This is a genomic window from Marinobacter sp. (assembly GCF_041690455.1).
Lineage (GTDB): Bacteria > Pseudomonadota > Gammaproteobacteria > Pseudomonadales > Oleiphilaceae > Marinobacter.
In genome coordinates, this window is record NZ_JAWLHI010000004.1 from 67,268 (window position 1) to 93,634 (window position 26,367).

Below are 26,367 nucleotides of genomic sequence, written 5' to 3' on the forward strand. Positions count from 1 at the left end.
TCAGATCTCCATCCCGAAATCACTCAGTACCCGAACCGCACTGCGCACGCCGTCCTCGTGGAAACCGTTGAACCAGTAGGCACCGCAGAAATGGGTGCGGTTACGGTTGCCGATCTCTTCGTAGCGCTGCTGTGCGGCGACCGCCTCCAGGGTGAAAACCGGATGGGCGTATTCAAAGCGTTTGATGACCTTGTCCGGATGGATGTCCTGGCTGCGGTTGAGGGTCACGCAGAAAGTTTCCCGGGCGTCGTGGAAGTTCTGCAGGATGTTCATGTTATAGGTGACCGACACCGGCTGGGTGCTGTGTTGCGGCATGAAATAGTTCCACGCCGCCCAGGCCCGACGGTTGGAGGGGAGGAGGCGGCTGTCGGTATGCAGCACCACGTCGTTGTTCTGATAGGCGATGGCGCCCAGGACATCACGCTCCTGATCGGTCGGATCGGCGAGCATGGCCAGCGCCTGGTCGCTGTGGCAGGCCAGGATGACCTGGTCGAATTCGTGGCTCTGACCGTTCACCTCGACGGTTACGCCGTTCTCATGCCGGCGCACGGCACTGACCGGGCTGTTCAGGTGGGTGCGGTCGCCGATCCGCTCCATCATTTTCTTCACATACTCGGCTGAGCCGCCGCTGATCACACGCCAGGTCGGCCGGTCATCCACGGACAGCATGCCGTGGTTGTTGAAGAACTGCAGGAAGAACCGGATCGGGAACTGTTCCAGGACAATTTCCGGCGCCGACCAGATCGCCGCGCCCATGGGCACGATGTAGTAGTTGCGGAAATAGCGCGAGTAGCCATTGCGGTTCAGATATTCCCCAAGGGTTTCAGCGTCGCTGATGTTGCCTTCAGAAAGATCCTGGCGAGTCTCCCGGTTGAACCTCAGGATCTCCCGGATCATGCGCAGGAACGGCAGGTTCAGCAGGTTCTTGCGCTGGGCGAACAGGGTGTTGAGGCTGGTGCCGTTGTACTGCAGCCCGGTGGACGGGCAATCCACGCTGAAACTCATGTCGCTGACTTTTGAGGCCACACCCAGGCGGTCCATCAGTTTGATGAAGTTCGGGTAGGTCCAGTCGTTGTAGACGATGAAGCCGGTATTGACCGGCCAGGTGCGGCCGCCGGATTCCACCTGCTCGGTGTTGGTGTGGCCACCGGCATAATCACCGGCTTCAAACAGCTGAACATCGTGTTTCTCCGCAAGCTTCCAGGCCGCGGTGAGGCCAGAGACGCCGGCCCCAATGACAGCAATACGCTGACGTTCGTTGGTCATTCGGTTTTTTCCTGTTGATCAGAACTCTTGCGCGCCATGTTGGCGGCCATACGGTCAACCAGTGCCCCGGGCAGCGAGCCCAGGATCTTCAGCATCCAGGTGAACCGTTTGGGAAAGGCAATCTCTGTTTGGCCCTTTGCCAGACCGCTGACGATACGCTCGGCCGCGTCTTCAGCGGAAATCCGGAAAGGCATGGGGAAGTCGTTGCGATCGGTGAGCGGTGTTTTCACAAAGCCGGGTGACACCACCACAACATCGATGCCCTCGGCGGCCAGGTCGGCCCGCAGCGAGTGGGCAAAATAACTGAGTGCCGCCTTGGAGGCACCGTAACCTTCTGCCCGGCCGAAGGGAAACCACCAGGCCGAGGAACTGACAATCACCAGTGTGGCCGGCCGCCCCATCGCCCGGGTGCGACGCAGCGCGGGCAGGGCGATGTCCAGCGAACGGGCAGTACCGAGCACATTGGTGACGATGTTCGCTTCGATCACGTCACTGCTGTATTGGTCGATCTCCAGATACTCGCAGGTCCCGGCGTTGAGGATCGCCATATCCAGAGGTTTGTCCGAATCCAGTTCAGCGGCGATCGCGGCAAGCTCCTCCTTGCTGGTGGTGTCAGCCACCGCCGGCGTGACCCGCTCGGGCGCCAGTTCGCGCAGCTTTTCCAGTGCCTCTGCGCGGCGTCCTGTGACTACGAGGTGGTGCCCGCCTCGGGCCAGGGATCGGGTCAGCGCTTCGCCGATTCCGGAACTGGCGCCGGTGATCCAGATATTGGACGGTCCCTGCAATCGTGTACTCATCCCGCCTGTCCTTTTATCCAGCGAACGATCCGCCCCAGAGCCGGCAGGTTCTCGTATAGCAGTTGGCCGGCATCAAAATAGTCCCGGTGAAAGCTTACCCGGCCGTCCTCGATCTCCAGGTGGCTGATGCCATCCACCGAGATTTCGCGACCGCCACGAATCCGCTTGTGGCGGAGTTTCATGACCCAGGGCAGGGCAACCGAGCCGCCGTTGGCGACGGCAGGTTCGAATTCGAACCTGCACGAAATCACGTTTTTGTAGGCACCCGCGAAGTAGTGGGTCAGCTCATCAAGTCCGGTAACCTGACCGAAAGGATCCTGGAACCGGATGTCCTCGCTATAGACCCCCTGGAGTTTGTTCAGGTTTCCCTTGTCCAGCTCGTTGAACAGTGCCTTGAAGTGTTCGATCGTCGCCGGAACGGCCGAATTCTTTTTACCTACTTCAATTGCTGAGGCTGTGCTCATGACTGCTTCCTCCTCATCGCATCGAGCTTGCGGGTTTCCTCCTGAATGTGCTTCGGAATGGGGTTCAGATCCCAGATGATGCCCAGACGGGACAGCACCCACAGCCCGTACCAGGTAATGTCGATTTCGTACCAGCGGAAGCCCTGGCGGACCGACTGGGGCCAGCGGTGGTGATTGTTGTGCCAGCCTTCCCCCAGGGTGATCAGGGCCAGCCAGAAATTGTTGCGGCTGTCGTCATTGGTGTCGAAGCGGCGCTTGCCCCAGACGTGGGACAGGGAGTTGATCGAGACGGTGGCGTGGAACAGCATCACCGTGGAAATAAAGAAGCCCCACACCAGCAGCTGCAGACCATTGGTGCCCAGGGAAGGCGCAAAGGTCGCCAGAGCCTCACCGAGACCATAGATACCCACCGCGGCCGCAGCTGGTACCAGTGAGTCGAAACGGTTGATGAAGCGCAACTCCGGGTACTTCATCCAGTCCCGCACGCGCCGTTCGTCCATGGCAAAGCCGGCATCGCAGGTGAACCAGCCCACGTGTGACCACCAGAAGCCGCCATGATGAGGGGAATGGAGATCCTCCTCACGGTCGGAGTGCTGGTGATGATGGCGGTGGTGGGCCGCCCACCAGAGCGGGCCACGCTGGGCGGCACTGGCGCCCAGCAATCCGAAGATGAACTGCGCCGGTCGGCTGGTCTTGAAGGTCTTGTGGGCGAAGTACCGGTGATAGAACCCCGTGATGGCGAACATGCGGATCAGGAAAAAGGCCACGGCAAAGCCGACGGCGAACGCACTCGCCCCGGTGTAGAATGCCAGCAGGCATACCAGATGCAGCAAAATGAATGGCACTACCCGGATGAAATTGAAGGAGCGGGAGCTCGTGTCGATGTGATCCGAAACCGCGTCAGAGTCGAACCACCTCAGAATGTTTATAAACCAGTGTTGCACTCGGGTCATACCCTGATTGCCCTTCTACTTCAGTGTGAAACCAAGTCGGCGAAGCATCGCTCAACGCTCGAGGGGTTTTACGTAATCGTTACTCAAATTGGATGCACCAAACACGATGTTTAATGAAGCACCCGACAGACACCTTATACGCCGTATTGCCGTCATCGGTTCAGGGATTGCAGGGCTGACTGCGGCAATTTTGCTCAGGGAACAGGGCCACTCAGTGACCGTGTTCGAGAAAAGCCGCGGCCCCGGTGGTCGCCTGGCTGCAAAGCGGGTTGCCGGAGGCTCCGCGGATATTGGTGCCCAGTACTTCACCGCCAGGAATCCGGCGTTTCTGGACTTTCTGACCAGGTACGCGGGGGATGGCAGCTTCACCAGCTGGCAGGGGCGCCTGGTGTTCCAGCACCGGGACGGAAGCCGCGAGCCTTTCCCGAAGGAAGCGCGCTATGTCGGAACTCCCCGCATGACGGCCATCAGCCGGGCGCTCTCAGCCCATGTTGAATTGGTCACCGAGACTCGCATCGAAAGAATGGCCCATAAAGACAGTCAGTGGGAGCTGGTCGATACCGGTGGCAACAATATGGGCCGCTTCGACCGGGTGGTCGTTACCGCACCGCCCGCCCAGGCCAGGGATCTGATGCAGGCGAGTGCTCTGGAGGAAGTTGCAGGCCGGCTGGAGCATTCGGTATCTGCGGTGGCGCCTTGCTGGGCAGTGGCGGCGCATTTCAGCGAGCCCCTGGACCCGGGGTTTGACGGCATCCGCTGCCAGCATCCAGTGCTGTATTGGGTCGCCAACAATTCCAGCAAGCCGGGCCGTGAGGATTCCGGGCAATGGTGGGTCCTGCACGGCAATGCCGAGTGGACCAGGGCCCATGTGGATGCATCGCCGGAGCAGGTTGGTGCGGAGCTGGTGAAGGCGTTCCAGGAGCTAATCGGTTCTGATGTTCAGCCTGACGAGCTTGTCCCCCATCGTTGGCTCTATGCCCGCTCCGGAGGCCAGAATTTCCCGGGCCACCTGTGGCTCGAGCAGCTGGGCATCGGGCTGGCCGGCGACTGGTTGGATGGTGGCCGGGTTGAGGGCGCCTTCAACAGTGCCAGCGGGCTGGTCAAAGCCATGAAGTCCTGAGCCCGCTATTCGGTCATATCTTCAGCCGGCCCGAGGGTGATATTGGGCCGGGTGTAGAAATGCGTGATGGTCCCGTCGCTGAACTTGCTGAAGAACGCGCTCACCTCCGTGATCTTGCGGAGTGACCGGGTCCGGTTGATGGGATCGCGAACCAGCACCTTGATGCCGTTGAAGTTGTCCTGGATGTTGGAAAACCGGGCTCGCATGGAGCAGGTGACCACGTGAGCAGGATTCAGGCCCAATTCCCGGGCCAGCCACTCGCTGTGGCGGCCGATTCCCTTGTCACTGAGATCCTCCCGGGTGTCCAGATGGTCGAGCTTCACCCGGTTCACGATGCAGAATGAGTAACTCTGGGGGTTCTGGCGCGCGACTTTGCGGAAGGCTTCCCAGAAGAAACTATCAGTCAGCTCGGCGAAATACCGCATGTCGCTCAGGCAGGTGTCGATCCACTCGAAGTTGTCCTGATCCTCCAGTACCTCATTGATGGCCTCCCGGAGCAGCCAGTCAAAGCCCAGTGCAGTCTTGTGGGCGTAAACTTTCCGGTACATCTGGTGACGGCTGTAGACAAAGTCTTCCAGTGCGCCCAGTCCTTTGTGGGTGATGGCAAGGCCCAGCCAGGGTTCGGAAACATCCCAGCCGAACCGGAAATTGGTCAGCAGGTGATCCAGGTTCAGGCCACCAATCGTCACTGATGAGTGGAACCCGTCCCGAAGCATGTAGTCGGCGCGATCCGCGTCGATCTCCCCGGACACAATGGAAGAGAGCAGGTCCATGACCAGACCGGGAATATTCTCGTCCGGCATGGTGCCCGATTTGGCCTCGTCCCCGGCAATAAAGTGCCAGAAAGTTTCGGCGTGGCGACGGAAGGTCTCGCTGGGCCGTACATTGGTGGTTTCCATAATGCCGATCACATCCCTGCGGTCCAGCCCCGCACCCTCAAGATCAACGGCAGACAGCACCTCATGGGCAACCCGCACCGAGTAGTGTTCGTGCTCGAGCTCTTCCGGTTCTTCAGGGTGATACTGCGAGAAATCCACGCCCGTCCAGAGATTGCGGAACCGGTCAGGCCGCGACATCAGCTCGCGGATGCGACGGGCCTGGGTGAACTGATGCGAGAAACTGGAGTGCCCGCTGTCGTGGAGCAGGCATCCGAGACGGATGGTCTTGGCCAGGTAGTCAATGGCATCCAGCTGGCTCAGGGTGAGATCGGTCTGTTCACTCAGCTGGCGTTCCCGCAGATAGGCGTCGATCATCGAGCGGAACATCCGTGTCCCCACATGCATCACCCCGATACTGTGCAGGAAGCGGGAATGGGTAGCACCGGGAAACACCAGGCTCAGGATATCGTTCTGGCAGATATTGCGCAGTCGCTGGAAGAGGGGATGGTCGATCACCTGGATTTCATGCCGGTATAAAGGGATCCCGCCGTGAACCGGATCCATGATCAGCTTGTCATAAGCCCCGAGTAAATCGTTTACCGCACGTCTCATGGTCAGGATTCTCCCCAATTCGCGAAACTGGCCTTGTTATATCACAGGGTCGTGCCAGAATAGGCTTTATCAAGCCAATTTATCGTTTATCGATGGTAGTTTAGGGCAACAGCCATGGCATCGCGCACCGAGCGCATTCTGATTATTGACGCCGACGAAAAGGCCCGTGTCGACCTCTCCCGGTATCTTGAGGCGCGCGGATTCTACGTGACCGGTTTTCCCGACGTGGCTGCAGCCAGGAGCCTCTTTGACGATAACACTCCCGATGTCATCTTTGCAGATCTGGACCCCGAAGCCATCCGTGATCTTGCGGCCAGGCTGGAGGAATCCGAGACATTCACCCCGATTGTTGCCTGTTCCAGCACCGAATCCAGTGCCGATGTGGTGAACGCCCTTCGTGCGGGTGCTGCCGATGTCGTGCTCAAGCCCTGCAGCGATGACAAGGGGGCCCTGGACGATGTGATCGGCAAATTGCTGGACCGGGTCCGGGTGAACCGGTTGAACCAGCTCTATCGTCAGGAACTGGAGGAGGCGAACCGGGACCTGCGGGATGGCATTGCCGAGCTCAGGGCCGACCAGAGGGCAGGGCGCAAGGTACAGCTGCGGATGCTGCCGGACCGGGAACAGATGATGGGTGGGTTGCATGTGGACCACCTGATCAAGCCCTCCCTGTACCTCAGCGGCGACTTTCTCGACTATTTCCGGATTTCGGAAGACAAGTTGCTGGTCTACATCGCCGATGTGTCCGGCCACGGTGCGAGTTCGGCCTTCGTGACTGTGCTGCTCAAGAACCTGACCAACCGGTTGCAACGCAACCTCCGGCGGCAATCCAGTGATGACATCCTTTATCCGGAGCGCTTTCTCGAACGAATCAACTCGGAGTTGCTGGACACGGGGCTGGGCAAGCATGTGACCGTTTTTGTGGGCATCATCTCCGAATCCGAGCGCAAGCTCCGGTACGCTGTCGGGGCACACTTCCCGATGCCGATCCTCTCCTTCGAGGGCGGAAGTACCGCCTTCCTGCAGGGCAGCGGGCTGCCGGTAGGGCTGTTCGAAGAGCCCCAGTGGGAAGTTTATGAGGTGCCCCTCGACAAACCATTCAGGCTTCTGCTGTTTTCCGATGGCATTCTGGAGGTAATCCGGGCCAAATCCCTTGATGAAAAGGAAAAGACACTACTTGAACTCGTCTCGGGAGGTAGTCACACTATCGCATCCCTCAACGAGGCGCTGAGTCTGGACGGCATGACAGAACTTCCGGACGATATCGCTATCGTATCGGTAACTGATACCATTGAAAGGTCAGGCAGCACGTCCCCTAAATAGTGGCAGTGTGAAACATGACTGGTTACAAGATCCTGCAAGCTGAGCAACAGGGCATCTATGTCCTCAAGTTTATCGGTGAAATCCGGCTGAACCTTTGTTCGACGCTGGACAATCTGGTTGAGTCCATTACCCAGGATCCTCAGTTCAAGACCGTGGTTATCGATCTGACCGAGACCGAGATTATCGACAGCACCACCCTCGGTCTGCTCGCCAAGATCGCCATGGCAGCCCAGAAACAGAGTCATTTCCTGCCGACGCTTATTTCCACCAATCCTGATATCACCCGCATCATTACCTCCATGGGGTTCGACAAGATCTTCATCATTGTCCGGGAACCCGCCTCCCGTATTGAGGAACTGGAAGAGATTCCGGTACTTAAAGCGAGCGAACAGCAGGTTCGCGACAAGGTTCTCGACGCCCATAAAGTACTGATGGGCATGAATCGGAAGAACCGGGAAGAGTTCAAGAATCTGGTGCGTGCTCTGGAATGCGAAGAGCACGGCTGATCCGATAACAACACGGAATGATTATGTCTGATACTAACGCGTCCCGCGATTCAGGGGCCCAGAACCCGCCACATGACGTTGCAGTACTGGGAGGTGGCAGTTTCGGAACCGCCATGACCAAAGTCCTGGGTGAAAACGGTCACCGGGTGCACTTCTGGATGCGGGACCAGGGCCAGGCTGACGAAATCCGGAAAACGGGCATCAACAGCCGCTACATGCCCGGCGTCAAACTCGAGGGCGATATTGAGCCCACCACAGATCTTGCTGATGCCGTCAGCAAGGCAGAAGTAGTCTTTGTTGCCATTCCCAGCAAGGCCTTCCGGGCGGTTATCCGCGAGCACAGTAACGATTTCCGCGATGGTCAGATTGTGGTCAGTCTCACCAAGGGCATCGAAGAGCAGGGCTTCAAGCTGATGAGCGAGATCCTGCAGGAAGAAATTCCCCGCTGCCAGATCGGAGTACTCAGTGGCCCGAACCTGGCAGCGGAGATTGCGGCCCGGGATTTGACGGCCACAGTGATTGCCGCCAAGGATCCGGATGTACGCCGCACCGTTCAGGATCTGCTGGGCTGCGAGTACTTTCGTGTATACGCCAACGTCGATGTTTATGGTGTAGAGCTCGCCGGGGCACTGAAGAACATCTATGCCATTGTTGCAGGTCTGGCCTCGGCACTGGATATGGGCGAAAACGCCAAGGCCATGCTGATCACCCGCGGTCTGGCGGAAATGAGCCGTTTTGCCGTGAGTCTGGGAGCCAACCCCATGACTTTCATGGGCCTGGCCGGCGTGGGTGACCTGATCGTGACCTGTACTTCCTCCAAGAGCCGTAACTTCCGGGTCGGTTACGCGGTCGGCAAGGGCCAGAATCTGGATGAAGCCGTCAAGGAACTGGGGCAGGTGGCCGAGGGTATCTATACCCTGAAGCTGGTCAAGGAGAAGTCCGAGTCCATCGGCATCTATATGCCGCTGGTACGCGGCCTCTACGAGATCCTTTATGGTACAGCCTCGATCAAGGCGGTGATCAACAGTCTGATGATGGCAGTCCAGAACTCCGACGTGGAGTTCATCCTGCCCCGTACCATCAGCCAGTAACCGTAAGGATTGGAGGTTCCCGTGCAACTGATCATCATGCGCCACGGCGAGGCCGGTTGGCACACTCTGGACCAGGAACGGGAACTGACTGAAGCCGGTCGGGAAGGGGTCGGCGCGGTCGCTCACCGGATTGCGGAATCCCCCTGGCGGCCGTCCTTGATCTGGAGCAGCCCCTATGTCCGGGCCCGTCAGACCGCGGGCATCATGTCCGAGATCCTGAACTGCCGCATTGACGAGAAGGACTTCATCACCCCGGATGACGATCCCGGCGCCTGCCTGGATGCCCTGCTGGAAGTCCGTGAATCCCGGTTGCTGATTGTCTCCCACATGCCGTTTGTCGGCAGTCTGTCCACACTGCTGGTGGATGGCCACCGCCGTGGCATTCCCTTCATGACGGCCCAGGCCGTGTGCCTGGACATGCCCGTGGTCGGTCCGGGTTGCGCGGACTTGAAAGCCCAGTTTTTGCCCTGATCTTACCCACAAACACTTTCTGATTTCGGAAGCACCTATGTACAGCTTTCCCATCGACTATGTCGAGCCGGTGTTTCGCCCACCGAGTGAAGCCAAATCCCTGATACTGCCGGTGACCAACGGTTGTTCCTGGAACAAGTGCACCTTCTGCGAGATGTATACTCAGCCGCAGAAGAAGTTCCGGGCCCGCAAACCGGAAGACATTCGCAGGGATATCGAGAACGCGGCGAAAACCCTAGGCGGCGTCCGGCGGGTGTTCCTGGCCGACGGTGATGCCATGGTCCTGCCAACCCGCCGTTTGCTCGAGATTCTTGCCGACCTCAAGGCCGCGTTCCCGGACCTGCAGCGGGTGTCCAGTTACTGCCTGCCACGGAACCTGGCGAAGAAAAGCGTCGAGGAGCTGGCGGAACTCCGGGAAGCCGGGCTGGCCATCATGTATGTGGGCATGGAATCCGGCGATGACGAGGTGCTTCGGCGGGTCAACAAGGGTGAAACCTGGGAGTCCACCCGCTCGGCCCTGGTCAAGATCCGGGAAGCGGGGCTGACCAGCTCTGTCATGGTGCTGAATGGCCTGGGTGGTGAAGTCCTGTCCCGTCAGCATGCCATCAACACGGCGTTGCTGTGCAACGAAACCCAGCCGGATTACCTGTCGACCCTGGTGGTGAGCTTTCCACAGGGCGAGGAGCGCTTCCGCGCCGGGTTCGGGGATGATTTTGTACCGCTGTCACAGCAGGGGCTGTTCGAGGAAATTCGCCTGTTCCTGGAGCACCTTGAACTGGAGAAGACCGTGTTCCGGAGCGACCACGCCTCCAACTATCTGGTGCTCAAGGGCATTCTCGGCCGGGACAAGCCGAAGCTGCTGGACCAGGTCAACCTCGCCATCAGCAATCCCGGTGCCGCGCCCCTGCGGGCAGAATGGATGCGTCGACTCTAGGAGGCACTGAGCCATGAACAAGAATCCGGAAACCTTTGCCAAAGAAGTCGAGGAGACCGTCAAGAAGCCGGGGCTTCCGCCATTGGATCAATGGCACCCGGATCTGTCCGGGGACATGGATATGGTGATTCGCCGGGACGGCCAGTGGATCTTCAAGGGTGAGCCCCTGGGCCGTGAGGCCATTGTCCGGTTGTTCTCCACCATCCTGCGGCGTGAGGAGGACGGGGAGTTCTACCTGGTCACGCCGGTGGAGAAATGGCGCATCCAGGTAGAGGATACGCCATTGCTGGCCCATTCTCTGGAAGTGGATGGCACCGGGGATGATCAGGTGCTCAGTCTGACAACCAATGTAGGGGAGAGGCTGGAAATCAGTGACGAGCACCCGCTGGAAGTCGGGCAGTATCCGGATTCGGGCGAGCCAAGGCCTGTTATCAAGGTCCGCCACGGTGTCGAGGCCCGGATTGTTACGGCAGCTTTCTACGAGCTCGCTGACCTGGTGACCGAGCAAAAAAATAAGGGTGGCCAGACCGTTTACGGCGTCATGAGCCACGGAAAGTTCTGGAAAGTCGGGCAGGGCGGTTGAAAAACTCCGGCCTGCCCCCATCAATCACGGTAGAAAACGCATCCTGTCACTTGTTAAACTGTGTTTTCTTACTTGTTATCGAGCCTGGCTCTCTAACGAGGCCCGGTGGTCGTTAGTCCCTCTGTGCAGTCCGGCTGTTCATGATCACTTTCGATTGCCTTTAATTCATAAATGCAGTCATTGCGACACGCAAGGAGATAAAATGGCCCAACCTCGTGTTGTTACCATTCATTACACCCTCACCAACGACCAGGGAGAGCAACTCGATTCCTCCCGTGTAGAAGGTCGTGAGCCTCTGACTTACCTGGAAGGTGCACAGAACATCATCGGTGGTCTGGAAACTGCACTGACCGAGAAGGACTCTGGTGATCAGGTGAAGGTTTCCGTTGAGCCGGCAGAAGGCTACGGCGAAGTAAACGAAGAACTGATCCAGCCGGTTCCCCGCTCTGCCTTTGAAGGCGTTGACACCATCGAGCCGGGCATGCAGTTCCAGGCACAGACTCCGGGCGGCCCCCAGATCGTTCGCGTAGTGGAAGTTGGCGACGAAACCGTCACCATCGACGCCAACCACCCGCTGGCTGGCCAGACCCTGCACTTCGACGTGGAAGTGGTCGAGACCCGCGACGCGACTGAAGAAGAGCAAGAGCACGGCCACGTGCACTGAAGTCGCGCCTGAAGGCGGGAAAATGGCAACGGGGTTATGGCAGCGGGGTCTGATGAAATCTTTCATCTGACCCCAACTTAAGGCCTCCTCCAGGTTCAGCCATATGGCAACGGGGTCTGATGAAATTTTTTCATCTGACCCCAACCTGGATCCGCCTCCCGCCTCTGCGAAAAGACGGCCCCTTGTGGGCCGTTTTTTTGTGCCTGGAAGAAAGGGGGAGCGTTTGAAAATGGGGTCAGAAGAAGGATTTCTTCAGACCCCTGGGGTTATGCAGACCTCGGAGTTGACCTGGACTACGGGGTCAGAAGAAAGCCTTCTTCTGACCCCTTCTTCACCTCAGACTTCCCCCAAATTCCAGGCAAAAAAAGGGGTCAGATGAACGCTTTCATCTGACCCCATGTTCACCTCGAACTCCGAAGCTTACATGTTCGGATAATTCGGGCCGCCGCCCCCTTCCGGGGTCACCCAGTTGATGTTCTGGGCAGGATCCTTGATGTCACAGGTCTTGCAGTGAACACAGTTCTGGGCGTTGATCTGGAACTTCTTGCCGCTGCCGTCTTCCGCTTCGACGACTTCGTATACACCGGCCGGGCAATAGCGCTGCGCGGGCTCGTCGTATTTCGGCAGGTTGTCCTTCAGCGGAATATCCGGATCGGTCAGCTTCAGGTGAACCGGCTGGTCTTCCTCGTGGTTGGTGTTGGAAATGAACACCGAGGAAAGGCGGTCGAAGGTCAGCTTGTTATCCGGCTTCGGATAGCTGATTTTCTTGGCCTCGGACGCCGGCTTCAGGGTGGCATAGTCCGGAGTGGTATCGTGGAATGTGATCGGCAGGCTGCCGCGCAGGATGTTCTGCTCGAAGAAGGCGATGGCGCCGCCTACCACGTTGCCGAACTTGTGCATGGCCGGGCCGAAGTTCCGCTCGGCGTAGAGCTCCTTGTACAGCCAGCTCTCCTCGAAACGCTTCTGGAAGCCGGTGATTTCCTCACCGCTCTTGCCTTCCTTCAGGGCCTCGAATACCGCTTCCGCGCCCAGCAGGCCGGACTTCATGGCGGTGTGGGAACCCTTGATCTTGGAGCTGTTCAGGGTGCCGGCGTCACAACCCAGCAGCAGGCCACCCGGGAAGCTCATCTTCGGCAGGGCGTTATAGCCGCCCTTGGCGATGGCACGGGCGCCGTAGGATACGCGCTTGCCACCTTCCAGGTACTTGCTGATTTCCGGGTGCAGCTTCAGGCGCTGGAATTCCTCGAACGGACTCAGGTGCGGGTTGCTGTAGGACAGATCGGTGATCAGGCCCACGTAAACCTGGCCGTTTTCCAGGTGATAAAGGAAGGAGCCCCCGGTAGAGCCGGATTCGTTCAGCGGCCAGCCGGTGGTGTGGACAACCAGGCCCGGCTCGTGTTTGGCCGGATCAATGTCCCACAGCTCCTTGATGCCGATGCCGTAGTGTTGCGGATCCTTGCCTTCGTCCAGCTTGAAATCGTTGATCAGGCGCTTGCCCAGGTGACCGCGGCAACCCTCGGTGAACAGGGTGTACTTGGCGCGCAGTTCCATGCCCGGCATGTAGCCGTCTTTCTCGGAACCGTCACGGGCCACGCCCATGTCGCCGGTGATGATGCCCTTGACCTGGCCATCTTCAACAATGGTCTCGGCCGCGGCGAAGCCCGGGTACACTTCAACGCCCAGCTGCTCGGCCTGTTCGGCCAGCCAGCGGCACAGGTTGCCCAGACTGATGATGTAGTTGCCGTGGTTGTGCATGTTCTTGGGCACAAAGGCATTCGGGATCTTGCTGGCATTTTCCTGGTTCTTGAGCAGGAAAATGTCGTCCCGGGTAACCGGAGTGTTCAGGGGAGCGCCTTTCTCTTTCCAGTCCGGGAAGAGTTCGTTCAGGGCAGTGGGCTCGAATACGGTACCGGCGAGGATGTGCGCACCGATTTCAGAACCTTTTTCTACCACGCATACGGTCAGTTCTTCGCCGGCTTCCTGCGCCAGTTGCATGACGCGGCAGGCTGCCGACAGGCCCGCAGGGCCGCCGCCGACGATCAGAACATCAAATTCCATCGATTCGCGTTCCACGTTGGTCTCCTCAAACAGCTTCTATTGGATATTATTTGCCCGCAGGCCGATTACAGGGGCGTCATCATACCGGTAAAACTGCCTATAGACGACTGCCCCGAGCCGAATAACCCGGCTAATTTAACCGAAAGCATACCGCATTTGAGAAATCAAACAAACGTTTGTTTGAAATTCGCGCCAAGCTTTGGCATTGTACGGATACACCGAAATATCGTGTGTTTTGAGTCGATTTTTAGTATCGTCTCATTGCCAATCCGGGTCAACACCGGCGAATTGGCTTTTAAAGCGGTCCCGGCGCGTCGTTTGAGGCTATTGATTCTGCTGACCATTGCCTCCATCATTAGTGCGCACTGAATTTCGGCAGGCTCCGCGGGGACTGCGAGTCATTAAACCCATCGTAGAAGAACGAGGAATCTATGAAGGTTCTGGTCGCTGTAAAACGAGTTATCGACTACAACGTGAAGGTGCGCGTCAAGCCGGACAACACCGGTGTTGACCTCGCCAACGTCAAGATGGCAATGAACCCGTTCTGCGAAATCGCTGTTGAAGAAGCGGTTCGTCTGAAAGAAAAGGGTGTTGCCAGTGAAATCGTGGTGGTTTCCATCGGCCCGAAGGCTGCGCAGGAGCAAATCCGTACCGCTCTGGCCCTGGGTGCTGACCGTGGTATCCACGTCGAGACCGACGAAGAAGTCCAGTCTCTCGAAGCGGCCAAGCTGCTCAAGGCTGTTGTTGAGAAGGAAGAGCCGAAGCTGGTCATTCTCGGCAAGCAGTCCATCGATTCCGACAACAACCAGACCGGCCAGATGCTGGCCGCACTGACCGGCATGGGTCAGGGCACTTTCGCTTCCGAAGTGGTTGTTGAGGGCGACAAGGTCAACGTAACCCGTGAGGTAGACGGTGGTCTGATGACCGTTTCCCTGAACCTCCCGGCCGTCGTCACCACTGACCTGCGTCTGAACGAGCCGCGTTACGCGTCTCTGCCGAACATCATGAAGGCCAAGAAGAAGCCGCTGGACAACATGAGCCCGGCCGACTTGGGTGTTGATGTTGCCCCGCGTCTGTCCACCCTGAAAGTCGAAGCCCCGGCCGCGCGCCAGGCGGGTGTCAAGGTGGCTGACGTAGCTGAGCTGGTCGATAAACTGAAGAACGAAGCGAAGGTGATCTAAATGAGCATCCTGGTAATTGCTGAACACGACAACAGCAGCCTGAAGCAGGCTACCCTGAATGTTGTAGCGGCTGCCAAGGCCATTGGCGGTGACATCGACGTACTGGTTGCCGGCGAAAACTGTGGTGCCGTTGCCGAAGCTGCTGCCAAGGCCGAGGGCGTGAACAAGGTTCTGGTTGCCGACAACGCTGCTTATGGTCACTTCCTGGGTGAGAACCTGGGTGAGCTGGTTGCCGAAGTGGGCAAGGGTTACAGCCACGTTCTGGCTGCTGCCGGTACCACAGGCAAGGACTTCATGCCGCGCGTTGCTGCGCTGCTGGACGTTGCCCAGGTTTCCGACATCATGCGTGTTGAATCCGACGATACCTTTGTTCGTCCGATCTACGCCGGTAACGCCATCGCGACTGTGAAGTCCAGCGACAGCATCAAGGTCATCACCGTTCGTCCGACCGCGTTCGATCCCGTTGCCGCTGAAGGTGGTTCCGCCTCCGTCGAGCAGCTGGACATAGTGAAGGACGCCGGCCTGTCTGCGTTCGTCAGCGAAGAGATGGCGGAGTCTGACCGTCCCGATCTGGCCTCTGCCGGCATCGTGATCTCCGGTGGTCGCGGCATGCAGAACGGCGAGAACTTCAAGATGCTGGAGAACGTTGCTGATCTGCTGGGCGCCGCTGTTGGTGCTTCCCGTGCCGCTGTTGACGCCGGCTTCGTGCCGAACGACATGCAGGTTGGCCAGACCGGTAAGATCGTTGCCCCGCAGCTGTACGTTGCCGTGGGTATCTCCGGTGCCATCCAGCACCTGGCGGGTATGTCCGATTCCAAGGTGATCGTTGCGATCAACAAGGACGAAGAAGCCCCGATCTTCCAGGTGGCCGATTACGGCCTGGTCGCGGATCTGTTTGAAGCGGTTCCGCAGCTGGAAGAAGAGCTGAAGAAAGTTCTGTAACTTTCTGAAAAGCTTATAAGAAGGCGCCTCCGGGCGCCTTTTTTATTGATCTTTTACTTCCCGGGCATCGATAATGGCTTGAGGCCGAGATGGCAGGGAGCCACCTGTAATGAGCTGGGAACTGTTCTACCATGAAGCGGATGAAGGCATCCGGGGAGAGGGTAAAACCCTCGCCGAGGCCTTCGAGCAAGCCGCTATTGCCCTGACAGCGGTTGTCACCGAGCCCGAACTGGTTACTCCGCGCATTCCCGTCACCATCGAAGCCACCGACGACGATCCCGAATTCCTCTTCCTCGCTTTCCTGAACGCCATCATTTTCGAGATGGCCGTCCGCCGGATGCTGTTCCACCATGTTGAAGTGACTATCCAGGATGCTCACCTGAGCGGCGTTGCCCATGGCGAGCCCGTGGACATCGGGCGGCACCAACCAGCGGTGGAGGTCAAGGGAGCCACCGCAACGGAGCTTTTTGTGGGAAAGACAGGTACACACTGGCGAGCCCAGTGTGTCGTGGACGTCTGATCGTTTGAATGCAGCACGCCGGGAGGCAGGCTATGGACCTTTCCAGACTGATACAACGCGGTGAGTACGAATGGGAGTTACCCCGAAAGGGCAATATGCGGGTCCCCGGGATTCTGTATGCCTCCCGGGCCCTGGTCCAAGCCATGGACGAAAAGGTGTACGAGCAGGTCCGCAATGTGGCGACCCTGCCTGGCATCGTGGGTGCGAGCTATGCCATGCCAGATGCCCACTGGGGCTACGGCTTTCCAATTGGTGGAGTGGCGGCGTTTGACCCGGAGGAGGGCGGTGTGGTCTCTGCCGGAGGAGTTGGCTTTGATATTTCCTGCGGCGTCCGCCTGTTGCACACCGGAATGAATATCGAGCAAGTTCGGCCGCTCCTCCCGGATCTCATGGATGCTCTTTTCAACACGATTCCGGCAGGCGTTGGCAGTGTGGGCCAGATTCATCTGACCGATCTGCGTATGAGCGAGATGCTCAGGGGTGGGGCCTGGTGGGCCGTTGAGCAGGGCTGGGGCAGACCTGAAGATCTGGACCATATCGAGGAACACGGGCGCATGGCCGGAGCAACGCCGGAGCATGTATCCCGCCACGCCCGGCGGCGTCAGTGTGATGAAATGGGGACGCTCGGGTCCGGTAACCACTATCTTGAGCTGCAAGAGGTGGCCGACCTGTATGACAGCGAAACTGCGAAACGCTTCGGCCTGAACCCCGGCGATGTGGTGATCAGCATTCATTGCGGCTCCCGGGGGCTGGGGCACCAGATCGGCACCGAGTTTTTGGTGGAAATGGCAAAAGCGGCCAAGGCTTCCGGCATCGCGCTGGCCGATCGGGAGCTCGCCTGTGCCCCGGCGAAATCGGAGGTAGGCCAACGCTATCTCGGCGTCATGCGTGCGGCCATCAACTGTGCCCTGGCAAACCGCGAAATCATCACGCACCTGGCGCGCCAGACGTTTGCGGAAATGATGCCCGAGGCCGATCTGACCTTGCTCTACGATGTCTCCCATAACACCTGCAAGGAGGAATTCCATAAGGTCGATGGCAAGCAGCGCAGACTGCTGGTGCACCGGAAGGGTGCAACCCGCGCGTTCGGAGCCGGTAATGAAGAATTGCCACCGGAATTCCGGAACACCGGCCAACCGGTACTGATCGGCGGCTCCATGGGCACGGCGTCCTATGTACTTGCGGGGTTGGCGGAGAACGAGGAGAAGTCATTCGGCTCTGCCTGCCATGGTTCCGGCCGGGCCATGAGCCGCAGGCAGGCCAGAAGGTTGTGGCAGGGGCGTAAACTGGTGGATGACCTGCGGGATAAAGGCATCCATGTCCGGAGTCCGAGCATGCGTGGCGTTGCGGAGGAGGCGCCCGATGCCTACAAGGACGTCAACGAGGTGGTGGAATCGGCCGAAATGGCCGGGCTGGCCCGGCGGGTTGCCCGGTTGCGTCCTTTGGGTGTAGTCAAAGGCTGATCGCTTACTCGTCGCAGGAATATCCCATCAGGGACAGCCCCTCGAGCAGGTAATCCGATAACAGTGGGTGGGCGATCAGGTAATCGGCGGTGTTGTCGTTCGATGCATCCGAGGCATAGGACAATGCTTCCTTCCATTCCTCAAGGCTGTAGTCGCCCCGGCCGAGCCACAATAGTGCGACCACTTGCTGTTGCTGGTCCGGTTCCAGGTCGGTAATCACCGAGCGGAATTCCTCCAGAGTGGAATCTCCAGCGTGGGAGGCGAGCATCTGGACGTGCCAGTCCTCGCTGGCATCACCGGAGTCGGTGGGTATGACAACCTGTTCCTGGGCATGAAATTCCCGCGCGAGCTGGACCAGATGGCAAACGGTGTCCGGGTTGACGTCGAGCATGAGCGATCCCTCCAATGATCATTCATCGTCTACTTTATAGACAATAGCTGATGGATGGACGATGAAAAAGCAACCACTGAAACTCTTTCTGGCCGGGGACGTAATGACCGGGCGAGGCATCGATCAGATCATGCCCGTACCCTCGAAGCCAAGGCTTTACGAATCCTGCGTGATCGACGCACGGGACTACATCGCGCTGGCAGAAAGGAAGGCCGGCCCGATTCCCGGGAAGGTTGCCGGTGACTATATCTGGGGCGATGCCCTGGCAGAGTTGGATCGGTTCAACCCTGACGTTCGCATCGTGAACCTTGAGACCAGTGTCACTACCGCTGGTAAGCCCTGGCCCGGCAAAGGAATTCACTACCGAATGCATCCGGACAACCTGGCCTGCCTTTTGGCGGCCCGCCTGGACGTGTGTGGCCTGGCCAACAACCATGTACTCGACTGGGGGCGGGAAGGGCTTGCGGAAACACTGAAGGTGCTTCGTGGCGCAGGCCTGCTCACGCCCGGCGCCGGCCTGGATGAGGTGGAAGCTCAGTCCCCGGCAGCTTTCCGGCTTCCCGGCGGAGGCAGGCTACTGGTGCTTGCCTGCGGCCTGGCGTCCAGCGGTATCGCCGAGGACTGGGCGGCGGGTCCCGGCCGAAGCGGCGTGTTCCTGCTCCCGGGTCTCGACAACCGGTCGGTAAAAGCGATCGCCCGGATCCTCGAACAGGCCAGGCAACCCGGTGACCGGGTTCTGGTGTCGATCCACTGGGGCGGCAACTGGGGCTATTACGTGGAGGACGAGGAGCGGTTGTTCGCCCACCGGCTGATTGAGGAGGCCGGGGCCGATGTGATCCATGGACATTCCTCCCACCATCCCCGCGGGATTGAGGTGTGGCATGGCCGGTTGATTCTTTATGGGTGCGGGGACCTGATCAACGACTACGAGGGCATTCGGGGCTACGAGGGATTTCGCCCGGAATTATCCCTGCTGTACCTGCCGACGATTGATGCCGACACCGGACTGCTGGAAAGACTTCAGATGGTCCCGATGCGCATGGAAAGGTTCCGGTTGAACCACACCACCGAGGAGGAGGCCGCCTGGCTGCAGTGCCGGCTGAATGAAGTCTTCCGGGACTCGGGAACAGCACTGGACAAGGCCCCTGACGGATCGTTCGAACTTGTCTGGTAGCTGGCCGGAGGAATTACCCGGACTGATCATCGCCGTTCCGGGGCCGTCGGGTGTGGCGGGAGATGATGCGTTTCTCGACCTTACTGATGATGAGGGTGTCCGCCAGAATGTGCAGGGCCCGGTTGGTCGTTCGAACCGCGCTGTATATCTCGCTGCTGGTCTGATCGTGAGTGGTCCGGGCCTTCATGGCATTCTTCCTGAAATCCTCGTCCCTTGAGAACAGGTCAATCAGCCCGAATGTGGTGCTCGATATGGCTTTGTGCACTTTCTCGACGGCGCTGGTGCCGCCGGAGACGGTCTCTTCCAGGAGCTTCGTTCGATTGCGGACTTCCATTAAGTCCATCCGGCGCTTCTGAATGGCACTGCGGGCGGCAATGCGGTGGGTGTTGACCGTCCTGAGCATGACACGGCACCCGTGCAGTTGCCGGAAAACCAGCCCCAGCGCGCCAGCGGCGACCAGCAGGAGAAGAGAAACAAGCAGTTCAGTGACCATGCCCGGAACCTTCAGCGGTATTCAAGCTGCATGTAAACGTCGATTTCCCGTTCCTGCAGCTCCTGTTCGAGCTCTTTCATGACTTCCTGGTACACCATCTTGCTGACCATCACCGGCAACCGGTCTGCCAGCATGCGGGCAGAGCGGGATTCGCGCTTAGCGACGGCAATCGGGTCGAGCACTTTGAGCGTAAGCACCAGTTCCGGATCGGCACTGGATTCATCGATCCTGTCCTGTTCCATGATCTGGCGTATGACTTTCCTCTGCTCAAGGATCTGCCAGTAAAGAAAGCCGCTGAACAGCACCAGGATAACGCTGAGAAGCAGTAATAATGTCAGCAACGGAGGCCTCCAGCTTGGTTTTCGGGGTCAGCCGCCAGTGTGCAGCAACCGGCAGGCCAAACGATTGGCCGAACCGACGGGTCCCACAAAGAAACTCGGAAACTGGAAGCAATGCACAAAGCTGCTACCTTGATTTGCAGCTGTTGCGTCATATTCGGAGAATCAATCGGTTAGCGAAACTTCATAAAAAAGGAACCCAGCAATGGTCTGGATCAAGGCGTTTATAGCCGGATTTCTGGCAACACTGATTTTTCACCAAGGGCTGTTCATGGTGTTTTACCTTGCAGGCATGGTGCCCAGTGAGCCATTCAACATGTCGCCGGTTCCACCCTTTGGCGTCCCTCAAATCGTCTCCCTGGCTTTCTTTGGCGGCATGTGGGGAATGGTGCTCTGGTTGATCCTGGGGAGACTGGCCGGAATCGGTTTCTGGCTCGGTCACATCCTGCTTGGCGCCCTGGCGCCGACTGCAGTCGCCATGCTTGTGGTGTTTCCACTCAAAGGTCTGGAAGTTACCGCCCAGACCTGGACAGGCGGCCTGATACTCAACGGATTCTGGGGGTTGGGCGTAGCCATTCTTATGCGCCTGATGGGCACGCGCCCGAACGCCTCAACCCTATAATCACTTTCTGAATGCAAGGAGAGGAACTCCGATGGCAAAGACAATGAATACCAACTATGACCTCGTCATATTCGGGGCCACCAGTTTTGTCGGGCAAATTCTGACCCGCTATTTGTTCGAGACCTATGGCGTCGGCCAATCGGTCAACTGGGCCATTGCCGGCCGTTCCAGCCATAAACTCGAAGGAGTGAAAAGCGAGCTGGGCAACAAGGCCAACGATCTTCCCATCATCCTTGCAGACGTGTCGGATCAAGGTTCCCTGGAAGCCCTGTGTGGCCAGACCCGGGCCGTGATTTCCACGGTCGGCCCCTACGCCCTGTATGGTGAGCCCATGGTGCAGGCCTGTGTCCGCTCCGGCACCGACTATTGTGATCTGACCGGCGAGGTCCAGTGGATTCGCAAGATGATCGAACGGTACGAGGAGGAAGCCAAATCCTCCGGCGCCCGCATCGTCCACTGCTGTGGTTTCGACTCGATTCCCTCCGATCTCGGTGTCTGGTACCTGCAGCAGCAGGCCGAGGAGACCTTCGGAGCCCCCTGCAAGGATGTGCGCATGCGGGTAAAGGCGGCCAAGGGCGGGCTGTCCGGGGGAACTGTGGCGTCGATGATCAATATCGCGAAAGAAGCGGGCTCCGATCCGGCGTTGCGTAAGGAACTGGCCAATCCCTTTTCCATCAGCCCCTCGGAACACCGCTCGCAAACCCGTCAGCCGAGCCTGAAAACCGCCGAGTTCGACAAGGACTTTCAGGTCTGGCTAGCGCCGTTCGTGATGGGTGCCATCAACACCCGTGTCGTGCACCGTTCCAACGCCCTCCAGGACGCACGCTACGGCAAGGAATTCACGTACGACGAAGCCATGATGACCGGTCGGGGCCTGAAGGGTAGGGCCAGTGCCTACGCAATGACCGCGGCGCTGGGAACTTTCTTCACCGCCTCCGCCATCAAGCCCAGCCGGTGGCTGGTGGAAAAACTGGTCCCCAAGCCCGGTGAGGGTCCGAGCCCGGAAGAGCAGCGTAGCGGGTTCTTCGATATCCGCTTTGTCGGACGCACGGAGGATGGCAAGACCATGATCACCAAGGTGACCGGCGATCGCGATCCGGGTTATGGCTCCACTGGCAAGATGCTCGGGGAAGCCGGTATGTGCCTGGCGTTTGATGTGCCTGCGGACAAGCCCGGTGGTTTCTGGACCCCGGCATCGCTGCTCGATGGGGATCTGCTGAAGCGGCTGACCGAAAAAGCGGGCCTGACCTTCGAGGTGGTTGAGACCCGCTAGGGCGACCATTACTCCAGATGGAACACGCGGTCGGTTGCCGGCAGGGCCTCCGGCCCGTGTGCCAGACTGACCACCGATTTCCCTTCCAGCCACCGCTCCAGACGTTTGCTGATGCGGCTTCTGGTGTCAGCGTCCAGCCCGGTGAAGGGTTCATCCAGGATTACTAGTGGTGCTGGGTTCAGCAGCACCCGTGCCAGTGCCACCCGGCGGGCTTCCCCGCCGGAAAGCCGGCTTCCTGTATTGCCCAGCCAGGTATCCAGCTGATCCGGCTCACGGGCAAACCGGTCCCCAAGCTCCACCAGTTCAAGTACCCGCCACAACTCCGCATCGGTAGCCGCCGGGTTTCCGAGCACCAGGTTGGCCCGCAAGGTGTCGTCAAACAGCACCGTCTGCTGGGTCAGGTAGGCACAGGGTTGCCGGGCGAGCTCGCCCCGGGATGGGGGCAGCAGGCCGGCCAGGGTATCGGCCAGGGACGATTTGCCGCTTCCGGAACGGCCGAGGATACCGATCCGTTCGCCCCGGGCGAGGGTGAGGTCGAAATGGGTGAGAACGGGTGCGAACCCTTCGTGCCGAACGGCAATATCTCTGGCCACCAATGCAAGATCGTCGCCCGGCTCTGGTATTTCAGCCTTGCCTTCCTCATCGACCGGCATAGCATCCCGGTTCAGGCGTGCGGCGGAGGAGACGGTACTGCCCAGCTTGCCGAAGGCATCCGGCAGCATTGAATAGACCTCGGCCAGGCCCAGGATCGCGATCGGAAGCAGCACCAGGACCGGACCCGAGATGGCACCAGTCTCAAACAGGCTGTAGCCGGCCCAGAGTGCAAACACAGCGCACAGGTTGATCAGCAGGTGGCTGATGGCCTGATACCAGCCAACTTTGGAGTCCACCTCGACCTGCTCCGAGTTCATCTGGTGGGCCTGGCGAAGCAGCCAGGCTCCGTGCCGCCCGGTGCGCCCGGCAGCCCTCAACTCCGCAAAACCTTCTATGTGTTCGACCACCGCAGTGCGCAGCTCCTCCTGACGGTCGGCCTGGCGATAGGATGGTTCGCGGGTACGAACATAGACGGCGACGGTGGCCAGCACGAAGGCGAGGGCGGTGATGGCAAGCAGGCCCAGCGCCACGGCGCCACTGAACAGCACCCAGGCGAGCAAGGCCACCAGCAGGGTGATGACGCCGGCCAGGGCCGCAGGCGCGATGACCCGGAGGTAGATGGTATCCAGGGCATCCACATCACTGGTCAGGCGCGATAGCCACTGGGCGCCGGAGAGTTTCGACTGCCCGGCTCGGTTCGCTCCGGCAAGTTTGCGGAACAGCGCCACCCGGATGTCCGTGAGCAGCCGCAGCACGGTATCGTGGTTATAGACCCGCTCCAGGTAGCGGGCTACCGTCCGTGAGACTGCAAAGAACCGTATGCCGCCGCCGGGCACGTACAGATTGACTGCCACCTGGGTGCCGGCCGCAAGCAGGATGCCGACAATGGCCGTGTCCGTGATAAACCACCCGGACAGCGCTAGCAGACCGATTCCGGATGCCAGGGTCGCCAGAATTAGCACCCCGCCCAGCATCAGTCGCCAGGGGCGCTGGAAGATCAGGGCAAGCCAGGGCGTCAGTTCACGCATTGGCAACCTCCCCGTTGTCGACGGTCAGAACACGATCTGCAAGGGTGAGCAGGGCGTGGTGATGGGTCGAGAAGACCAGGGTCTTTCCCGCCTCCGAGAGCTTGCGAAGGCTCTCCAGAATGAAGATCTCACTGGCTGAATCAAGCCCGGCGGTCGGTTCGTCCAGCAGAATCAGATCGTAGTCCGCCAGGAAAATCCGGGCCAGGCTGAGACGCCGGGCCTGGCCACCGGACAACCCCCGCCCCTGATCCGACACCGCGCTGTAGATGCCTTCCTCGCGGCCGTCCACCAGATCGCCAAGACCGACCCGGCGGAGTGCCGCGTCAATGGCAATGTCGGAAGCATCTGGGGAAGTGAGCCGGAGATTATCGGCCCAGGTTCCGTGAACGAGAAAGCCTTTCTGCCCCAGCCAGCCAAAACCGGTTTTACCCGGTGCCTGCCCGAAGACCCGGATTTCGCCAGAGTCCGGCGCCAGAAAACCGGCCAGCAGATAGAGCAGGGTGGATTTACCGCCCCCGGAAGGGCCGGTCAGGGCCACGGCGTGGCCCTTTTCAATCTGCAGGTTCAGATCACAGAACCAGGGAGTCGTCCCGCCCGGATGGGTATAGTTCACCTGATCGAGGGTGATGAGATCGGCCGGCCCGGCGATTTCATCACCGGGCGGCTGCGATGTCACTTCCGGAGCTCCTGTACCGTAGTCCTGCAGGCGGGCAAGAATCTCGGTCCCGGCACCCAGCGCCGCAGCACGGTCGTGGTAATACTGGGACAGCGTTCGCAGCGGCTGGAAGAATTCCGGTGCCAATAGCAGGATCAGCAAACCGGTGAACAGGGTAAGCTCATCGGCGGGGCCAAAGGTGATATAGCCCAGCAAACCAAAGCCGATATAAATGGCGATCACCGCAATCGCCACGGATGCGAAGAATTCCAGTACCGCCGAGGACAGAAACGCGATTTTCAGGGTCTTCATGGTGACCACCCGGTAGCGGTCCGAACGACGGGCAAGGAGGTCCGCGGCGGATTCGGTCTGGCCGAACAGCTGCAGGGTGGTGAGACCACGCACCTTGTCCAGGAACTGACCGGACAGCCGGCTGATGGTCTCGAAGTGCTGCTGGTTCAGCTTCTCGGCACCCATGCCCACCAGGGCCATGAACAGGGGAATCAGCGGTGCGGACAGGAGCAGGAAAACGGCTGCCAGCCAGTCCAGCCAGAACACCAGAACCAGAATGAGCAGGGGCACGATCACCGAGAGCTGCATCTGGGGCATGAACCTGGCGTAGTAACCGTGCAGGGCTTCCACGTGGTCAATCCACTCCCGGGCAAGCGCCCCGGCGGACTCCTGGCCCATGGCTACCGGCCCTGCGGCCTGCCAGTGCCGGTGAATCTGGCGGCGGGCGGTCCGGCGAACCCGCTTGCTGCACTGGGCCGCCAGGCGGGTTTGCAATCCCTGGAACAGCGCCCGGATCACCAGAGTAATAACCAGGGGAATGAAGAGGTTGGTCAGCTGTGAGACCGCAACGCCCTCGATCACCCCGAGATGCACGATGCGCGCCAGCAGGACCATCTGAACGATGGTCGCAATGCCGGCCAGGGTGCCGGTCAGTACGGCACCCTGTACCCATCGACGATTGCCGGCGGCAAGCTCCGTGAGCCAGCGGCGAACGTTTCGCTGTTCCGGAGCTGTCACTTAGTGGTATCCCTCACCGGCGCGCACCTTGCCACGGAAGACCCAGTAGGTCCAGGCGGTGTAGGTGATCACGATGGGTACCACCAGCAATGTGCCGAGCAGCAGGAACATCTGGGAGCCGTAGGCCGAGGCCGCATCCCACAGGGTGTACTCCGGCGGTACCACGTACGGCCAGCGGCTGACCACCAGGCCCAGGTAGGTGGTGATGAACAGCCCCATGGTGGCCACGAACGGCATACCCTCGAAGCGGTTACGCACCGACCGGAAGATCTGGAAGGCACACAGCAGAGTCAGCACCGGCAGGATCCAGATCACGGTCAGGTTGGAGAACCAGCGCTCACGCACCAGGTCATCCACGAACGGGGTCCAGACACTGATGATGCCGAAGATGATCAGCACCGCGGCCAGCAGTGGCAGGGTGATCTTGTAGGCCCATTCCTGCAGCCGGCCTTCAGTCTTCATGATCAGCCAGGTGGAACCCAGCAGCGAGTAGCCGGCCAGCATGCCGAGGCCGGTCAGGACGGTGAACGGCGTCAGCCAGTCCAGGGCGCCGCCAACGTACACGCCGTCCACGGTATTGAAGCCCTGGATGTAGGCACCGACCACCGCGCCCTGAGCGAAGGAGGCGATGGTGGAGCCGCCGGCAAAGGCCCAGTTCCACAGGTACCGGGAGGTGCGGGCCTTGAACCGGAACTCGAAGGCCACGCCCCGGAAGATCAGGCCGGCCAGCAGCAGGAACACGCCGATGTACAGCGCCGGCAGGAAGATGGTGTAGACCATCGGGAAGGCGGCCAGCAGGCCGGCCCCGCCCAGCACCAGCCAGGTCTCGTTGCCGTCCCACACCGGGGCCACCGAGTTCATCATGGTGTCCCGGTCGTCCTCGCTCGGGGCGAACGGGAACAGGATGCCGACACCCAGGTCGAAGCCGTCCATCAGCACATACA

Annotated in this window: 27 protein-coding genes; 15 read left to right on the forward strand and 12 right to left on the reverse strand. The window is 59.7% G+C overall.

Annotated elements, in window-relative coordinates; all coding sequences use genetic code 11:
- The 4 genes from ACESMW_RS01615 to ACESMW_RS01630 are packed head-to-tail and all read right to left on the reverse strand — an operon-like array spanning nt 1 to nt 3,480.
- The gene (locus ACESMW_RS01615; RefSeq protein WP_372985342.1) at nt 1-1,266 is read right to left on the reverse strand and encodes an NAD(P)/FAD-dependent oxidoreductase; all 1,266 of its coding nucleotides are present in this window, start codon (nt 1,264-1,266) and stop codon (nt 1-3) included.
- Complete coding sequence (locus ACESMW_RS01620) at nt 1,263-2,063, reverse strand: SDR family NAD(P)-dependent oxidoreductase (RefSeq protein WP_372985343.1); 801 nt, start codon at nt 2,061-2,063, stop codon at nt 1,263-1,265. Before ACESMW_RS01620 ends, ACESMW_RS01615 begins: the two co-directional genes overlap by 4 nt.
- Nucleotides 2,060-2,527, reverse strand: a complete 468-nt coding sequence (locus ACESMW_RS01625; protein WP_372985344.1) for a nuclear transport factor 2 family protein — start codon at nt 2,525-2,527, stop codon at nt 2,060-2,062. Before ACESMW_RS01625 ends, ACESMW_RS01620 begins: the two co-directional genes overlap by 4 nt.
- Nucleotides 2,524-3,480, reverse strand: coding sequence for an acyl-CoA desaturase (locus tag ACESMW_RS01630; RefSeq protein WP_372985345.1), 957 nt, complete (start codon nt 3,478-3,480; stop codon nt 2,524-2,526). The genes ACESMW_RS01625 and ACESMW_RS01630 overlap by 4 nt, the downstream gene beginning before the upstream one ends.
- 106 nt (nt 3,481-3,586) lie before the next feature.
- Between ACESMW_RS01630 and ACESMW_RS01635 the strand changes: the two genes are divergently transcribed.
- Nucleotides 3,587-4,600: an NAD(P)/FAD-dependent oxidoreductase gene (locus ACESMW_RS01635; RefSeq protein WP_372985346.1), complete on the forward strand. Its 1,014-nt coding sequence runs from the start codon at nt 3,587-3,589 to the stop codon at nt 4,598-4,600.
- A 5-nt stretch (nt 4,601-4,605) separates the two neighbouring features.
- Here ACESMW_RS01635 and ACESMW_RS01640 read toward each other — a convergent pair whose 3' ends face one another.
- On the reverse strand, nt 4,606-6,090 hold the full coding sequence (locus ACESMW_RS01640) for a phosphohydrolase (protein WP_372985347.1): 1,485 nt from the start codon (nt 6,088-6,090) through the stop codon (nt 4,606-4,608).
- A gap of 114 nt (nt 6,091-6,204) precedes the next feature.
- Here ACESMW_RS01640 and ACESMW_RS01645 point away from each other — a divergent pair, with 114 nt between their 5' ends.
- The 7 genes from ACESMW_RS01645 (at nt 6,205) to ACESMW_RS01675 (ending at nt 11,662) form a co-directional block, all read left to right on the forward strand.
- Nucleotides 6,205-7,413 carry a PP2C family protein-serine/threonine phosphatase gene (locus ACESMW_RS01645; RefSeq protein WP_372985348.1) on the forward strand — a complete coding sequence of 403 codons (1,209 nt, stop codon included), beginning with the start codon at nt 6,205-6,207 and terminating at the stop codon, nt 7,411-7,413.
- Nucleotides 7,414-7,427: 14 nt separating this feature from the next.
- Nucleotides 7,428-7,919: an STAS domain-containing protein gene (locus ACESMW_RS01650; protein ID WP_372985349.1), complete on the forward strand. Its 492-nt coding sequence runs from the start codon at nt 7,428-7,430 to the stop codon at nt 7,917-7,919.
- A gap of 23 nt (nt 7,920-7,942) precedes the next feature.
- Nucleotides 7,943-9,010 (forward strand): NAD(P)H-dependent glycerol-3-phosphate dehydrogenase, encoded by a 1,068-nt coding sequence (locus tag ACESMW_RS01655; RefSeq protein ID WP_372985350.1) that lies wholly within the window; start codon nt 7,943-7,945, stop codon nt 9,008-9,010.
- A gap of 21 nt (nt 9,011-9,031) precedes the next feature.
- Entirely contained in the window at nt 9,032-9,481 is a 450-nt protein-coding gene (locus ACESMW_RS01660; protein WP_092005980.1) for a SixA phosphatase family protein, read from the forward strand.
- Between the two features lie 37 nt (nt 9,482-9,518).
- Nucleotides 9,519-10,415: a radical SAM protein gene (locus tag ACESMW_RS01665; RefSeq protein ID WP_372985351.1), complete on the forward strand. Its 897-nt coding sequence runs from the start codon at nt 9,519-9,521 to the stop codon at nt 10,413-10,415.
- A 13-nt stretch (nt 10,416-10,428) separates the two neighbouring features.
- Nucleotides 10,429-10,998, forward strand: coding sequence for a DUF1285 domain-containing protein (locus tag ACESMW_RS01670; RefSeq protein WP_372985352.1), 570 nt, complete (start codon nt 10,429-10,431; stop codon nt 10,996-10,998).
- Between the two features lie 202 nt (nt 10,999-11,200).
- The gene (locus tag ACESMW_RS01675; protein ID WP_372985353.1) at nt 11,201-11,662 is read left to right on the forward strand and encodes a peptidylprolyl isomerase; all 462 of its coding nucleotides are present in this window, start codon (nt 11,201-11,203) and stop codon (nt 11,660-11,662) included.
- Nucleotides 11,663-12,082: 420 nt separating this feature from the next.
- On the opposite strand, the gene ACESMW_RS01680 is transcribed toward ACESMW_RS01675, so the two are convergent.
- Nucleotides 12,083-13,735 (reverse strand): electron transfer flavoprotein-ubiquinone oxidoreductase, encoded by a 1,653-nt coding sequence (locus tag ACESMW_RS01680; protein WP_372985354.1) that lies wholly within the window; start codon nt 13,733-13,735, stop codon nt 12,083-12,085.
- A gap of 416 nt (nt 13,736-14,151) precedes the next feature.
- Between ACESMW_RS01680 and ACESMW_RS01685 the strand changes: the two genes are divergently transcribed.
- From ACESMW_RS01685 to ACESMW_RS01700, 4 genes are all read left to right on the forward strand, one after another.
- Nucleotides 14,152-14,901, forward strand: coding sequence for an electron transfer flavoprotein subunit beta/FixA family protein (locus ACESMW_RS01685; protein WP_092005995.1), 750 nt, complete (start codon nt 14,152-14,154; stop codon nt 14,899-14,901).
- Nucleotides 14,902-15,843, forward strand: a complete 942-nt coding sequence (locus ACESMW_RS01690) for an electron transfer flavoprotein subunit alpha/FixB family protein (protein ID WP_372985355.1) — start codon at nt 14,902-14,904, stop codon at nt 15,841-15,843.
- Between the two features lie 109 nt (nt 15,844-15,952).
- Complete coding sequence (locus ACESMW_RS01695) at nt 15,953-16,363, forward strand: archease (RefSeq protein WP_372985356.1); 411 nt, start codon at nt 15,953-15,955, stop codon at nt 16,361-16,363.
- A 32-nt stretch (nt 16,364-16,395) separates the two neighbouring features.
- Nucleotides 16,396-17,826 (forward strand): RtcB family protein, encoded by a 1,431-nt coding sequence (locus ACESMW_RS01700; protein WP_372985357.1) that lies wholly within the window; start codon nt 16,396-16,398, stop codon nt 17,824-17,826.
- A gap of 4 nt (nt 17,827-17,830) precedes the next feature.
- On the opposite strand, the gene ACESMW_RS01705 is transcribed toward ACESMW_RS01700, so the two are convergent.
- Nucleotides 17,831-18,217 (reverse strand): DUF3775 domain-containing protein, encoded by a 387-nt coding sequence (locus ACESMW_RS01705; RefSeq protein WP_372985358.1) that lies wholly within the window; start codon nt 18,215-18,217, stop codon nt 17,831-17,833.
- Nucleotides 18,218-18,278: 61 nt separating this feature from the next.
- Here ACESMW_RS01705 and ACESMW_RS01710 point away from each other — a divergent pair, with 61 nt between their 5' ends.
- Nucleotides 18,279-19,391 (forward strand): CapA family protein, encoded by a 1,113-nt coding sequence (locus ACESMW_RS01710; protein ID WP_372985359.1) that lies wholly within the window; start codon nt 18,279-18,281, stop codon nt 19,389-19,391.
- Nucleotides 19,392-19,404: 13 nt separating this feature from the next.
- Here the strand turns inward: ACESMW_RS01710 and ACESMW_RS01715 are convergent, their stop codons facing one another.
- Together ACESMW_RS01715 and ACESMW_RS01720 are read right to left on the reverse strand one after the other, a co-directional pair.
- The gene (locus ACESMW_RS01715) at nt 19,405-19,884 is read right to left on the reverse strand and encodes a hypothetical protein (RefSeq protein ID WP_372985360.1); all 480 of its coding nucleotides are present in this window, start codon (nt 19,882-19,884) and stop codon (nt 19,405-19,407) included.
- A gap of 11 nt (nt 19,885-19,895) precedes the next feature.
- Entirely contained in the window at nt 19,896-20,225 is a 330-nt protein-coding gene (locus tag ACESMW_RS01720; RefSeq protein ID WP_372985361.1) for a hypothetical protein, read from the reverse strand.
- Between the two features lie 202 nt (nt 20,226-20,427).
- Between ACESMW_RS01720 and ACESMW_RS01725 the strand changes: the two genes are divergently transcribed.
- Both ACESMW_RS01725 and ACESMW_RS01730 read left to right on the forward strand, forming a co-directional pair.
- On the forward strand, nt 20,428-20,844 hold the full coding sequence (locus ACESMW_RS01725) for a hypothetical protein (protein ID WP_372985362.1): 417 nt from the start codon (nt 20,428-20,430) through the stop codon (nt 20,842-20,844).
- A gap of 31 nt (nt 20,845-20,875) precedes the next feature.
- On the forward strand, nt 20,876-22,117 hold the full coding sequence (locus ACESMW_RS01730) for a saccharopine dehydrogenase family protein (RefSeq protein ID WP_372985363.1): 1,242 nt from the start codon (nt 20,876-20,878) through the stop codon (nt 22,115-22,117).
- An 8-nt stretch (nt 22,118-22,125) separates the two neighbouring features.
- On the opposite strand, the gene cydC is transcribed toward ACESMW_RS01730, so the two are convergent.
- The 3 genes from cydC to cydB form a co-directional block, all read right to left on the reverse strand.
- The gene (cydC, locus tag ACESMW_RS01735; RefSeq protein WP_372985364.1) at nt 22,126-23,739 is read right to left on the reverse strand and encodes a thiol reductant ABC exporter subunit CydC; all 1,614 of its coding nucleotides are present in this window, start codon (nt 23,737-23,739) and stop codon (nt 22,126-22,128) included.
- Complete coding sequence (gene cydD, locus ACESMW_RS01740) at nt 23,732-25,423, reverse strand: thiol reductant ABC exporter subunit CydD (protein WP_372985365.1); 1,692 nt, start codon at nt 25,421-25,423, stop codon at nt 23,732-23,734. Before cydD ends, cydC begins: the two co-directional genes overlap by 8 nt.
- Nucleotides 25,424-26,367: cytochrome d ubiquinol oxidase subunit II (gene cydB, locus ACESMW_RS01745; protein WP_372985366.1), on the reverse strand; the 944-nt coding region annotated here is incomplete at its 5' end.